We start from the raw sequence: 12,849 nt of genomic DNA, 5'->3' as shown, positions 1-12,849 counted from the left end.
CGTGCCCACGATCACTCTGAACGCTGATGAGCGCGCCGCGCTGAACGACCCTCTCACTGGTCAGGGCGGCTTCCAAACGCTGCTCGAACGCCTCCATGCCGCCGTTCAGCCAAACGGAGAGCTGGAACTAACCGACGCGGATGTCGCCACGATTCGTCAGTACCGCACCGAGTACGGAAGTGGTGGCTGGCAAGAGCGTCTCGACCGCATCTTTGCGCGGACCCTCGGTCCGTTCGCGTAGGCCGACCGTCGCGGCGTCCATGGACCCGGGTCTGCCTGACCCGACCCGCTGTCCCATCTTGCGGGCGTCCCGCGCTGGACTTGTCTTGGATGGAAGAGCGGTTCCCAATTCTCCGTTGCAGCCCTGGGTGCACGACGTTCAAGATCACTGGCTCGCTGGCTGCTCGTTCCGTTGCGACCTCCATCCTGATGAGCGTCGACACGTTGATCGCCTGTCGCGGTACTTGCGCCACGTGGGCGACGACGATGATCGCGAGGTGACCGAGGACTCCTGACAGAGGATGGCCGGCGGAAGCTCTCAATTGAGGGTTGTACCGGCGCTCGTTTTTTGGTACCGTCCCGCCATGAGCAGCCTCACTCTTCCCCGGAACGTTCAGTTCATCTACGAGGAGCACCTCGCTCGCATCGAGGCGCGGTCGCTGGGCTGCGCCGATTGGACCCGCGATGAGGACAATCCGTGGCACGCACGTGTGCATGTCAACGGGACCGGCCCTGACGTCCTCAATCGTGCCGCATACGTGGCCACCCTCGACGGAGCCCCGACGGTCTACGAGCAACTCATTCGTCCCGCGTATCAGGGCGGTCACTTCAACCGCACGCGGTCCGTCAACCAGTACCTGACGCACTGGATCTACCCGTACCGTGGCAAGTTCCACCCTCAGATGGTTCGTGCGTTGCTCAACATCCTCGGCGTTCGCTCGGGCTCTCTCGTCCTCGATCCCTACGTGGGTAGCGGCACGACCGCTCTCGAGGCTTCGTTGCTCGGCATCGACTGCGTTGGCGTTGACGTCTCGCCGCTTTGCGTCCTCCTGACGCGTGTCAAGACCGCTTCGGTCCACGCTGTCGACGCCATCCGTGCCCGCGTTCTCGCTCTTCTCGACGAGGACGCTCTCGACCCTCTTGATCCGTCGATCGCTCGCGCCGATGACCCTGTCGTCGCCGATTTCTTGCAGATCGCGCGTATGGTCACTCTCAGCGACGTCTCGCGCCGCAAACGTGACGGCCGTGCGTCGCTTCGCAAGAACCTGCGGGCGATGCTTGAGTCTGTCGAGGCGCACGCTACCGCGCTCGACCGCTTTCGCATCGCCCCTGGTGCCGTTTCCGCGGTCCTTGGCGACTCCCGTGCCCTCGGCGCCGCTGGCGTCGAGGACGCCTCGGTCGACGCTGTCGTCACGTCTCCGCCGTATTCGATTGCCTTGGACTATGCGAAGAACGACGAGCACGCGCTCGACGCCCTGGGCGTCAGTCTCCAGGCGCTCCGCAGGGAGATGACCGGCGTTCGTGGCCGCGGGCCATCCAAGAAGCTCGCGCTCTACAACGCGGACCTGCAACAGATGTTCCGTGAGGTCGCTCGCGTCTTGAAGCCTGGTGCTGCGGCCGCGTTCGTCATCGGTAACGCGACGGTTGATCGCAGCGAGTGCACGACGACCGAGCACATGGGCGATTGGGCGGTCAGTGCCGGCCTGGAACGCGAGCGCGAGATCCCGAAGATCGTGTTCGGGCTCTACAACGTCATTCAGGACGAGAAGATCCTTCTCTTTCGGAAACCTTCGGCGTGAACGGGCTCGCGCATTGAGTTCGTCTCCCGGCGGCTCTCGGAGCCGTCGTTCGTCCTCTCCGTTCCAGGATGGGCCCGCTACGGCGTCGGACCCATCTGGCCTGCCAGCCGAAACTACACCGCGTCTACTGGCGATTCCGTTCGTTTTTTTGCGAACGGGTTCGTGCCCTACCGGACGATCAAGAGCCGCGACAGGGATCGTCCGCATCCGGCGACCTTCCCCGTCCGCATACCGATGATGTGCGCCCGCCTGCACGGTCTCGAGCGCGTGACAAGGATGATGGATCCCTTCCTCGGGCTCGGACACAGCGCCCTGGCGTGCAAGGTCCTCGGCGTCCGCTTCGTCGGTTTCGAGACGGACGAGGGATACCTCGCGGAGGCGCGGCGGCTGATCGAATCGTTCGAGCCTGAAGCCGTGAACGCGCGTACCGGGGCCAGCCGGCGCTGTTCTGACACGAAGCCCGAGCAGGCTCATCTGCGGCGTCCACCGCTGCCGGGATCCAGGGTGGATCACGCCAGTATCCGGAGCCCCTCCAGATCCGCGACCGACAAGAGCCGCTGATCCCGACAGGCGAACGTGAGCGGTCCGGCTAGCTGTTCCTGGACCAGGAGTGCCGCACCGAGTTGTCCCGCATCGGCGGCGCGTAGCGCGTGCCTCGCCAACAACGCATCCGCTCGAGCCCGGACCGCCAGTACTTCGGTCACTTCGTCCCAGCGACCGGCGAGGACCCTGAGCCGTTCCAGGAGTTCGCGGCGCTGCGAGCGCGAGATCGAGCCTTCGCGGGTCCGTCGCTCGATCGCGCCCGTGATCTCGGTGCGTGTCCAGACCCACGTGACGATGTGGTCGTCCTCGAACAGCCAGCCGCGAACCAGCTCGCTGTCGGCTTCGCCGACAAGCAAAGGAACGAGCGCCGAAGCATCCCAGTACCTCAAATCCGATCCGCCCGGTCCTCGGCCAGCGCTTCCGAGAGGGTGACCGGCAACGCCAGCGGCTCCGACTCCAGTATCGCTGCAGCGCCTCCCGCACCCGGCTTCAACAGGCCGCCGGCGATCAGCCGTTCGCGGATTCCCCGGCCGTCTCCGGCTTCGGGAGGCACGAGTCTCGCGACGGGCGCGCCTCGGTCGAGAATCTCCACCTCTCCACCGCGACGGACTTCTCGAAGATAGCGGGACAGGTGCGACTTCAGTTCGGATACCGATACAGTGCTCATCGTGACCAGTGTGGTCTCTATGCGCAGGTCATGCAAGTCATCCTTGCTACAGCCCGAGCAGGTTCTTCTGCAGCTTGGACAGTCCCTGCCCGCTCGCCCACAGATCGAGATCCACGGACGCCAGCTCGTCGACCACCGGCACCGCGAGCCCGAACTCGCGCAGGTCGACCGCCTTGATATACGTCCCGCATGACCCGCACTCTTCCACGCGAACGTGCGACCAGGACTCCGATACGTGATGCGGGCGCTTGTCCGCCCGGTCCTCGCCACACGCGGGACAGCGCGTCCTCGGGAACGTCCACTCGGCCAGGCACAGCGAACACAGCAGCGTCCGCCGACCCTTGATCTCCGGCTCGTCGCGCAACACCGCGGCGACCGGCAACGCGCCGCAGTACGGACATGAGGCGCTCTCGTCCTTCCCGGCGACTCCGCTGTCCCAATCGCCACTCGGAGGTCCGTTGGAGTCGCGAAACGCCTGCGTCGCGAGCGCTTCGGCGACCGGCTGGACAAAGGCACGGGGGAAGAACTCCAGCGCGGCGGCGTCACAGTCGAGCCGGGCAGCCACAGCATCGATCGAATCCCGCCCGAGCACGGCGGTCAGCAACTCCGACATCGCCGTGGGCTCCAACGCCAGCCGCGACGCCAGCGCCCTGAGCACCTCCGTCGCGGATGCCGGGAGGGCGCGTACGAAACGGGAAAAATCCCGCTCGCGAGGCCGACCCGGCAGACGCTCGAGACGGAGTCGCGGCCCGCGGCCATCATTCGCCTCCACCGCCCCCAACCAGCGGGACTTCACCGCCTTGGCGTAAAGCGGCTCCTGCAAGGCCAGTACATCGTCGTAGAACGCCAGCAGCTCCGCAGCGTGCGGACGCTCGGCGCGCAGGCGCGCGACGCGCTGCCGGCGTCGTGACCAGACTGCGAACGGGGTCATGATTCGGGAGCTTCCCGCCAGTCCTCCAGGTTCAGCCGATCTATCCGGCCGAACTCGCGGACGTTGTTCGTCACGAGCACCAGTCCGAGAGACATGGCATGCGCCGCGATGAGCATGTCGTTGGGACCGATGGGCCGGCCGCGCCGTTCGAGGTCGGTACGCACCTTTCCGTAGGACGCCGCCGCCGCGGAATCGAATGCCCGACAGGAGATCTCTGCGGTCAAGGCATCGAGCATCCGGTGGTTGCGCCGCGGCTGTGCGCTCTTGTCGGCCCCGTAGCGCAGTTCCGCCACGACCACGGACGACAGGCACACCATGGCGGGACCCAGCGTGCGCAATCGGGCGGCGACCGACGGATACCGGCCGGTCAAGTAGTCGACGCAGACATTGGTGTCGAGCAGGTATCTCATTCGTCGAAGTCCGGTCCCGGCTCGACAGGCGGCAGATCGGATGGGTAAGGGAAGTCGCTCGCCGCGCCCGCAAGCTCCAGAAACGCAGCGGTCCAGGCCGGGCGGCACGGCTCGAGGATCACTCGACGGCCCTCCCTGGAGATGACCACCTCTTCCTGTCCCTCGAAGCGGTATCCCTTCGGCAACCTCACGGCCTGGCTTCCGCCGTTCTTGAACAACTTGGCGCGATCAACCATACGCTCCCCCGGATCATCACCACATATGGCTACAAACAGTATATACAAATGGAGGTGCCGCGCGGAGCCGCCGCACCTTTCCCCGCGGCTCCACGGTCGCCGTCGGCCCGGAAGCACGATGCGGGCTCCCGGCGATGACAAGGGGCGCTCGCCCGTTGCGGGATACGCGCGCCGCCGCTACGACGGGAGCTGGTTCACAGCTCTAGGGTCGCGTCTGCTCTTCGTGCCAGCCCGGGTGGTGGTGCCGGGCCCAGCGCTCGGTGACCGTACCGTCGATCATCGCGCGGGCGGTGCCGGGATAGGCGATGGTGCCGAGGTAGACGTGGACGATCAGCAGCAGGCCGCCGCCGAGGGTCGCGAAGTAGTGCGCCAGGCGCATCCACTGCAGGAGGCCGGCGCCGAACGACTCGGGGAACCAGAGCGGCACGCCGCTGACGACGAAGACGACAGCCAGCAGCCCCTGGAACCAGAAGAACATCTTCTGGCCGGCGTTGTACTTGCCAGCCGGGGGCACGTTCGCCGCATCCCGGGTCGCGTAGGCGCGCACCGCGCGCAGCCAGCGCCAGTCGACGTCGCTGAGGAACATGTCGCGGACCCAGATGGCGATCATGAAGACCATCCCGATCCCGAACAGCACGCCGACCCACGGATGCAGCACCCGCGCCGAAGGGCCGCCGCCGAGCAGGGCGGTCAGCCAGAACAGCGCCGGGTAGGCGAACGCGAGGCCGGTCGCCAGCAGGAGGACGAACGTCACGCCCACCACCCAGTGGACGATGCGCTCGGCGAAGTCGAAGCGCTGGAGTATCCGGTCGGCCATGTCAGCAGTGATGCGGCCCGAGGGCTCAGGCGGCCGGTGCGCCGGCGTCCCCGCGCGGTTCGTGATCCTCGTGCTCCTCCAGCCGCTCGGGTCCGTAGCGCAGGAAGTGGCCGACCACCCCGAGCACGCCGAAGCCCATCAGGTACGCGCCGATCCGCTTGAGGAACCCGAGCGCGGTCATCGGCGTCGGGCTCGCGGTCGGATCCGACGGCAGGCTGTAGTCCGCCAGGCGGTCGCCGTGCGGGACGACGTACATCATGTGCGTGCCGCCGACGCCGGCCGGGTTGTAGACCGCCGCGTTCTGGTAACCGCGCGCGTTGAGCGTCTCCACCTTCTTGTCGGCCAGCGCCAGCATGTCGTGCTTGCTGCCCCAGGAGATGGCGTTGGTCGGGCAGGTCTTCACGCAGGCCGGCTCGAGCCCCGCCTCGACGCGGTCGACGCACATGTTGCACTTGGAGACCTTGCGCGTGTGGACGTCGAAGCGCGGGATGTCGAACGGGCAGCCGGTGACGCAGTACTGGCAGCCGATGCAGTTCTCCTGGTTGAAGTCGACGATGCCGTTCGTGTACTGCACGATGGCGCCGGGGGCCGGACAGGCGAACAGGCAGCCCGGCTCCTCGCAGTGCAGGCAGGCGTCCTTCTTGATCAGCCAGTTGAGGTTGCCGTCGACCTCCACCTCGTTGAAGCGCATCAGCAGCCACGTCTTCGGGCTCAGATCCTGGTGGCTCTGGTAGCTCCCGAAGTTGGCGGTCGGCTCGACGCCGAGATCGTTCCACTCCTTGCAAGCGACCTCGCACCCCTTGCAGCCGATGCAGGCCCCGATGTCGACGAGCTTGGCGTAGGTCGGCCCGGCCGAGCGCAGGGCGCTGATCGGGATGTAGGCGTCCGGGGTCGCCGACACGCGACGGATGGAGAGGGTGTCTGCCATGGGCGGTTACTCGACTGCCTCCGGGCGCGGGGCGCGACCCCGGTCTCGGTACTCCATCAGGCGCGCTCGATATTGACCAGGAACGACTTGAACTCCGGGCAGCGCGTGTTCGCGTCCCCGATGAACGGCGTCAGCAGGTTCGCCATCGACCCCTGTGTGATGCCGATGAAACCCCAGTGCACGGGGATGCCGACCGTCCAGACGACCTTGCCGTTGACGCGCAGCGGCTTGATGCGCTTGGTGACGATGGCCGTCCCCTGCACCTCGCCCCGTTTCGACCAGACCCGCACCTGGCTGGCGTTGGGAATCCCCTTCTCGGCGGCCAGTCCCTCGGGCAGCTCGACGAAGAAGTCCGGCATGGTCTCGACCAGCAGCGGCACGTTGCTCGTGACGAAGTGCTCCCGCTCGACGACGCGGTAGACAGTACAGGCGTACGGAAAATCGTCGTCGCCCGTGGCGAGCGTCTCGCGCACGCCGTCGTACCAGCGGATGACGGGGTTGATCGGCACGTTGTCGTGCAGTGCGTTCGGCGACGGGCTCTCGACCGGCTCGTAGTGCTCCGAGAACGGGCCGTCGGCCAGGTGGCTGCTGAAGAGGCGCGCCACCCCCTCCTCGGTCATGATGAAGGCGCCGGCCGCGTCGGGCGGCGTCGTCCGGCCGTAGTCCGGGACGTCGCCGATCCACTCGCGCCCGTTCCAGGCGATGCCGGCGCGGCTCTGATCCCACGGGCGCCCTTCGGCGTCGGCCGACGCGCGGTTGTAGAGCACGCGGCGGTTGGCCGGCCAACTGAACGCCCAGTCATGATGCATGCCGAGGCCGGTCGGGTCGGCGGTGCCCCGCCGCTGCATCTGGTTGCCCGCCTCGGTGTAGCTGCCGGTGTAGATCCAGTTGCCGGAGGTCGTCGACCCGTCGTCGGCCAGCTCGCCGAACGACGACAGCAGCCGGCCGGTGGTCCGGTCGTAGCCGTTGATCTCCTTCGCCAGCTCGACCATCGTCGGCTCGCGCGGGTTCAGGTAGTCCCACGTCAGGTGCTGGATCGCATCGTTCCAGGCCCCGCCCTCGGCCTGGTACAGCTCCTTCACCCGCCAGAAGAGCTCGGACAGGATCCAGGTGTCGGGCTGGACGCCGATCGGCGGATCGACCGCCTTCTCCTTCCACTGCGCCCAACGCCCGCTGTTGGTGAACGAGCCGTCGCGCTCGATCCAGTGGGAGGACGGCAGGTACAGCACCTCGGTGTCGATCTGCGACGGGTCCATCCCCGGCGCCTTCCAGAACTCGGCCGAGTCGAGCATGAAGGGATCGATGACCACCTTCCACTTCAGCTTCGACATCGCGTCGAGCAGCCGCGGCACGTCGGGTCCGGCCAGCAGCGGGTTGAACCCGAGGGTGACGAAGCCCTCCAGCGTCCCCTGGTGCGCCTTGTCCCAGATGGTCAGCCAGGTCGCGTCGCCGTCCTGCTTGGCCAGGTAGTCGTAGGCGAAGTCGTTCGCCGGCGTCGCGTGATCGCCGAACCACGCCTTCATCTGCGAGACGTAGAACTTCGGGTAGTTGCCCCAGTAGTTGACGGTGTCGGGCACCAGCGGCCGCGGCGTCGACTCGTCGAGATGCGCGGCCAGCGACTGCTGCGGCGGCGTCGGCACCTTGAGATACCCGGGCAGAATGCCGGCGACGATGGCGTGGTCGGTCGCCCCCTGCACGTTGGCGTGCCCGCGCAGCGCGTTGATGCCGCCGCCGGGCCGGCCGATGTTGCCGAGCAGCAACTGCAGGATCGCCGCGGTGCGGATGATCTGGCTGCCGACCGTGTGCATCGTCCAGCCGACCGCGTACATGATCGTCCCGACCCGGTCGGCGCGCCCGGTCGAGCAGATGATCTCGGCCATCTGCAGGAACTCGTCGGCCGAGCAGCCGGCGATGTCGGCGACGACCTCCGGCGTGTAACGGTCGTAGTGCTGCTTCAGAAGCTGGAAGACCGAGCGCGGGTGCGACAGCGTCGGGTCGCGGCGGACGTAGCCGTCGGGGCCCCGCTCGTAGTCCCACGCCGTCTTGTCGTAGTTGCTCGCGGCCTCGTCGAAGCCCGCGAACAGCCCGTCCGCGAAGCCGTACTGGTCGCCGACGACGAACGTCGCGTTGGTGTGGGCGCGCACGTAGTCGGCGTGGTGCAGGTCGTTCTCGAGCGCGTAGCGAATCAGGCCGCCCAGCACCGCGATGTCGGAGCCGGGCCGGATCTGCATGTGCCGGTCCGCCACCGCCGACGTGCGGGTGAAGCGCGGATCGATGGTGATGAGCTTGGCGCCCCGGTTGTCACGCGCCTCGACCGCCCACTTGAACCCGCAGGGATGGTTCTCGGCCGGGTTGGCGCCCATCACCAGGATGACATCGGTGTTCTTGATGTCCTTCCAGTGGTTGGTCATCGCCCCGCGACCGAACGTGGCGGCCAGACTGGCCACCGTGGGGCTGTGTCATATGCGGGCCTGGTGGTCGATGTAGACCAAGCCCATCGCGCGCATCGTCTTCGTGATGAGGTAGGCGTCCTCGTTCGAGACGGTGGCGCTGCCGACCCAGGCGACCCCGTCGGCGCGGTTGACGACGCGGCCCTGGTCGTCCCGCTCGCGGAACGAGGCGTCGCGCGAGTCCTTGAACTTGCGCGCGAACCAGTCCATCGCCGTGTCCCAGTCGACCTCTTCCCACTCCGCCGCGCCCGCCCGGCGCAGCAGCGGCTGGTGCCGCAGCCGCGGGCTGATCGCAAGCTCCATCTGCGACGCGCCCTTCGGGCAGAGCGTGCCGCCGTTGATGGGGCTGTCGGGGTCGCCCTCGACATGGATGACGGTGTTCTTCGTGTTCAGGCCGCCGCTGCCGTGGACGTAGGCGATGGTCCCGCAGCCGACCGCGCAGTACGGGCAGACGGTCCGGTACTCGGTGGCGTTGCGGATCTTGAGCTGGCGGACCGCAGCCTGCGCCGGCCGGAGATCGAAGCCGAGGGCGCTGACCGCGAGGCCGCCGGTGACCGAGGCCTTCAGGAACGTGCGGCGGGAGATGTCCATAGGCTGTCCGTACTCTGGTGGTTATACCACAGCGGGCCGGATGCCGTCGTCCGGTCGGCGGCGCCCGCCGTTCCGAACGGCGAACCGCGACGGCCGGTTGGAACGGACACGCGGAGATCGTGGCGACGCTCCCGACGGCGCGGTGCACGCCGACGCAACTGGGGGAAGGCAAGGCCGCAGACGAGAATCCGTTCACGGACCCCTGAACGTCGAGGCGCCGCTATGTGAAATCCGACCGCCACAGGCGCACGGCCCGCGCCGCGAGCCTCCGCTGTCGCTCTTCCAGCAGCGCGGGCGTCCATTCCTCCGGCGCCATGTCGGCGATCTCCCTCGCCAGCACGTACGCACTCGTCTCGTAGGCGGCTCGCTTCGCCGGGTATGCCGCGTTGCCGACGTTTCGGTTCAGCGTTCGCTCAAGCAGGGTCAGGTTCCCGAGCCGGGAAACGGCTGCATCCCAACGGTCTGCCGGGAAGACCTCGGGCCATTCCCCAGCCGGGTTCTCGGGCAGTACGTGTTCCACGGTGGCAGGGTCGGTCTCGGGATCGACTCTGCGATCGCCGGCATGCGTCTCCAGCCTGGCAAGGACGTTTCGGGCGAGCTTCTTGCGCTTTCCTCTCGTACCTACGGTCCACCGTCCGAAGTCGCTCTCGAATCGGTCGTCATCCACGTAGGTTGTCCGGAGCAGTGCGAATACCGCCCCGGGACGGGTCGCGTGCCCGTCGAGAACAGCCTTCGCCGCCAAGTGCGAAACGCGCTCCAGCAGGTTGGGATTCAAGGCGCTGACGATCGAGTAGCGGAAGACCATGACACTTACCAGCTTCAGCAGCCGGACGAAGTCGTCGTCCGAGAACACGCGCCACGCGGCGAAGAAGACCGGCGTCATCTGCCGGGCGCCGAAGAGGTTCAGCTCCTGGACGAACGGCTTGGCCGCGGGCAGATCCATCCAGTAGCCGTGGTTGACGTCGGCCAGTGCCGCGAAGAGCTCCGCGTTGGCCTCCAACGCCTTCACGAACGCGAACGTATCGTCCGGTGTCCGGACGCGGTCACGCACCAGCTTGAACAGCCGCTTGCGACGGATGTGCGGCTCCTCGCGCAGGAGGTGGAAGCGAAGAAAGTGGGGGAAGTCCTCCTGCGTCACGGTCGCGATCAATGATTGCCAGCGCCGCTTCAGCGAGTCGATGTCGCTTGGCGTACGCACTTTCGAGAAGAAGTAGTTCCTCAGCAGATCGGTCGCCGTCAGCTCCAGGCCGCGGGCGTTGAGCGTCTCGAACAAGGTGTAGGCATTGAGTTCGTCGTCGACCGTGATGAGAATGAAAAGCAGGCGGCGAGCGACGGTCTCCGACAGAATCTGTGCGATCTCCTCGCCGTTGTCCCGTGCGTCTCCGAACAACTGATCGATCTGCCTGGAGAAGTACCGATGGCACTTCCACAGGAGCGCACTCGACTGCGGCAGGCCACGGGGATTCAGTGGCGCCTCGAGCTGAACGAGGTAGTCCTGGTAGAAGGAGTCGTCGGTCTCGTTCAGGTGCAGCCGGCTGCTCTCGACCAGCGACGCCGGGTCCTTCTCGCCGATGAAGCGGTTGCGAAGCCCTGCGGCGCGTTCCCGGTTCCGCTCCTGATCCGCGCCATCATCCGCCATGCGCCGCAGCTTCTGAATGACCGCCAGGGCCAGCAGCGAGATGGTCGCCAGCCGCTGCTGGCCGTCGATGACGAGGAACTCGCGGTCACCATGGGTCTGGACGACCAGAGCGCCCATGTAGTGACGACCTTCGGGATCGCCGCGCATTTCGACAACGTCGTTCCAGAGGTCCTCCCACTCCTGCTGCGTCCAGGCGTAGTCCCGCTGGTACGGGGGAACGCGGTACGTCTTGCCGTTGCCGATCAGCTCCAGGTAGCTGGCGGTTCCCGTGTTGAGGATGTTGGCCCGGGTCATCGGTCCGGCCGTCCACGGTACACCATATCGGCGCAGGGCGAGGCAGGCGACCGGCGGGCTCCACGCGTGCCTCGACCGCTCCGGACCGTCGCATACAATGGCGGGAGGAGACGAGGGCGGAATGAGCGCGGCAGCCACGGCGGCACGGCAGCGTAAGTCGAGCCCGCAACCGCGGGCGACCTACCAGGACGTGCTCGACGCCCCGCCCCATCGCGTAGCCGAGATCGTCGACGGCGTGCTCCACACCAACCCGCGGCCGGCCATGCCGCACGCACGAGCCAGTTCATCCCTGGGCGTCAAGATCGGCGGCCCCTTCGATCACGACGCCGGCGGCCCCGGCGGCTGGTGGATCATCGACGAACCGGAGCTGCACCTGGGCGAGGACATCCTCGTCCCCGATCTGGCGGGCTCGCGCCGCGAACGAATGCCGGTCTATCCCGACGCGGCGTACTGCACGCTGGCGCCGGACTGGGTGTGCGAAATACTCTCGCCCTCGACCCGCAAGTTCGACCTGCACGGCAAGCGCCCCGTCTACGCGCGGGAGGGGGTCGGGCATCTCTGGCTGGTCGACCCGACGGATCGCACCCTGGAGGCTTTCGAACTGCGCGAGGGAGAGTGGGTGCTGATCGCGACCGCGCAGGACGACGCCCCGGTCCGCATCCGCCCCTTCGAGGCGTTCACCTTCAGCCTCGGCGATCTGTGGCCCTGAGCGCCCTGAGTTTGGTGCGCGCTTCCGCAACCCTGCACCGACGCCGGCAACCGACGCTCTGGAACTGACGCCCCCACCGCCGGGGCGAACAGAAGGCGTACCGGTGTGGTCGCGTACAATGGCCGGCGGGGGTAACGAGGCGCGATGAGCGCGGCAAGCACCACGGCACGGCGGCGTAGTTCCATGTCGCGACCGCGGGCGACCTACCAGGACGTGCTGGACGCTCCGCCGCATCGCGTCGCCGAAATCGTCGACGGCGTGCTCCACACCAACCCGCGGCCGGCCATGCCGCACGCGCTGGCCACCTCGTCGCTGGGCCACGACCTGTCGGGTCCCTTCCAGTTCGGCCGCGGCGGACCGGGCGGCTGGTGGATCATCGACGAGCCGGAGTTGCACCTGGGCGAGGACATCATCGTCCCCGACCTCGCCGGTTGGCGCCGGGAGCGGATGCCAGACTTTCCCGATGCGGCGTACTGCACGCTGGCGCCGGACTGGGTGTGCGAGGTGCTCTCGCCCTCGACCCGCAAGCTCGACCTGCACGGCAAGCGCCCGGTCTATGCGCGGGAGGGAATCGAGCATCTGTGGCTCGTCGAACCCGCGGATCGCGCCCTGGAAGCGTTCGAACTGCGCGACGGGGAGTGGGTGCTGATCGCAACCGCCCAGGACAATGCTCCGGTCCGAATCCGCCCCTTCGAGGCGGTCACTTTCAGCCTCGGCGATCTGTGGCCCTGAGCGGCCGTCGCGATTCCGGGAGAGGATGCCATGCACGTCGTGTCCATGACTCCCTCGACCGAATAACGACGACATCACGTGCGCACCCCGCCGGAGCCTCGCG

General features: G+C 67.3%; 12 protein-coding genes and 1 pseudogene. 5 read left to right on the top strand and 8 right to left on the bottom strand.

The window, feature by feature from the left end; genetic code table 11:
• Position 1: 1 nt before the first annotated feature.
• From F4X11_03250 to F4X11_03240, 3 genes are all read left to right on the top strand, one after another.
• Positions 2-241, top strand: a complete 240-nt coding sequence (locus F4X11_03250) for an aspartyl-tRNA synthetase (protein MYN64030.1) — start codon at positions 2-4, stop codon at positions 239-241.
• Between the two features lie 280 nt (positions 242-521).
• On the top strand, positions 522-1,799 hold the full coding sequence (locus F4X11_03245; protein MYN64029.1) for a hypothetical protein: 1,278 nt from the start codon (positions 522-524) through the stop codon (positions 1,797-1,799).
• 12 nt (positions 1,800-1,811) lie between these two features.
• Positions 1,812-2,360, top strand: a complete 549-nt coding sequence (locus F4X11_03240; protein ID MYN64028.1) for a site-specific DNA-methyltransferase — start codon at positions 1,812-1,814, stop codon at positions 2,358-2,360.
• A gap of 367 nt (positions 2,361-2,727) precedes the next feature.
• On the opposite strand, the gene F4X11_03235 is transcribed toward F4X11_03240, so the two are convergent.
• From F4X11_03235 to F4X11_03200, 8 genes and pseudogenes are all read right to left on the bottom strand, one after another.
• Positions 2,728-3,009, bottom strand: a complete 282-nt coding sequence (locus F4X11_03235; GenBank protein ID MYN64027.1) for a type II toxin-antitoxin system Phd/YefM family antitoxin — start codon at positions 3,007-3,009, stop codon at positions 2,728-2,730.
• A 46-nt stretch (positions 3,010-3,055) separates the two neighbouring features.
• Positions 3,056-3,940: a formate dehydrogenase accessory protein FdhE gene (gene fdhE / locus F4X11_03230; protein ID MYN64026.1), complete on the bottom strand. Its 885-nt coding sequence runs from the start codon at positions 3,938-3,940 to the stop codon at positions 3,056-3,058.
• Positions 3,937-4,350, bottom strand: coding sequence for a type II toxin-antitoxin system VapC family toxin (locus F4X11_03225; protein MYN64025.1), 414 nt, complete (start codon positions 4,348-4,350; stop codon positions 3,937-3,939). The genes fdhE and F4X11_03225 overlap by 4 nt, the downstream gene beginning before the upstream one ends.
• A 107-nt stretch (positions 4,351-4,457) precedes the next feature.
• A pseudogene (locus F4X11_03220) lies at positions 4,458-4,586 on the bottom strand (AbrB/MazE/SpoVT family DNA-binding domain-containing protein).
• Between the two features lie 202 nt (positions 4,587-4,788).
• The gene (locus F4X11_03215) at positions 4,789-5,403 is read right to left on the bottom strand and encodes a formate dehydrogenase subunit gamma (protein ID MYN64024.1); all 615 of its coding nucleotides are present in this window, start codon (positions 5,401-5,403) and stop codon (positions 4,789-4,791) included.
• Between the two features lie 25 nt (positions 5,404-5,428).
• Positions 5,429-6,331, bottom strand: a complete 903-nt coding sequence (fdxH, locus tag F4X11_03210) for a formate dehydrogenase subunit beta (GenBank protein MYN64023.1) — start codon at positions 6,329-6,331, stop codon at positions 5,429-5,431.
• 56 nt (positions 6,332-6,387) lie between these two features.
• A complete protein-coding gene (fdnG, locus tag F4X11_03205) occupies positions 6,388-9,372 on the bottom strand; it encodes a formate dehydrogenase-N subunit alpha (GenBank protein MYN64022.1) in 2,985 nt (994 codons plus the stop codon).
• A 220-nt stretch (positions 9,373-9,592) separates the two neighbouring features.
• On the bottom strand, positions 9,593-11,305 hold the full coding sequence (locus F4X11_03200) for a DUF262 domain-containing protein (GenBank protein ID MYN64021.1): 1,713 nt from the start codon (positions 11,303-11,305) through the stop codon (positions 9,593-9,595).
• Positions 11,306-11,426: 121 nt separating this feature from the next.
• Between F4X11_03200 and F4X11_03195 the strand changes: the two genes are divergently transcribed.
• Both F4X11_03195 and F4X11_03190 read left to right on the top strand, forming a co-directional pair.
• Positions 11,427-12,014 (top strand): Uma2 family endonuclease, encoded by a 588-nt coding sequence (locus tag F4X11_03195; GenBank protein ID MYN64020.1) that lies wholly within the window; start codon positions 11,427-11,429, stop codon positions 12,012-12,014.
• 183 nt (positions 12,015-12,197) lie between these two features.
• A complete protein-coding gene (locus F4X11_03190) occupies positions 12,198-12,746 on the top strand; it encodes a Uma2 family endonuclease (GenBank protein ID MYN64019.1) in 549 nt (182 codons plus the stop codon).
• Positions 12,747-12,849 lie beyond the last annotated feature (103 nt).

This window comes from Acidobacteriota bacterium, assembly GCA_009861545.1.
Lineage (GTDB): Bacteria > Acidobacteriota > Vicinamibacteria > Vicinamibacterales > UBA8438 > WTFV01.
The sequence above is the reverse complement of the archived record's forward strand: the minus strand, read 5'-3'. Positions and strand labels throughout refer to the sequence as shown.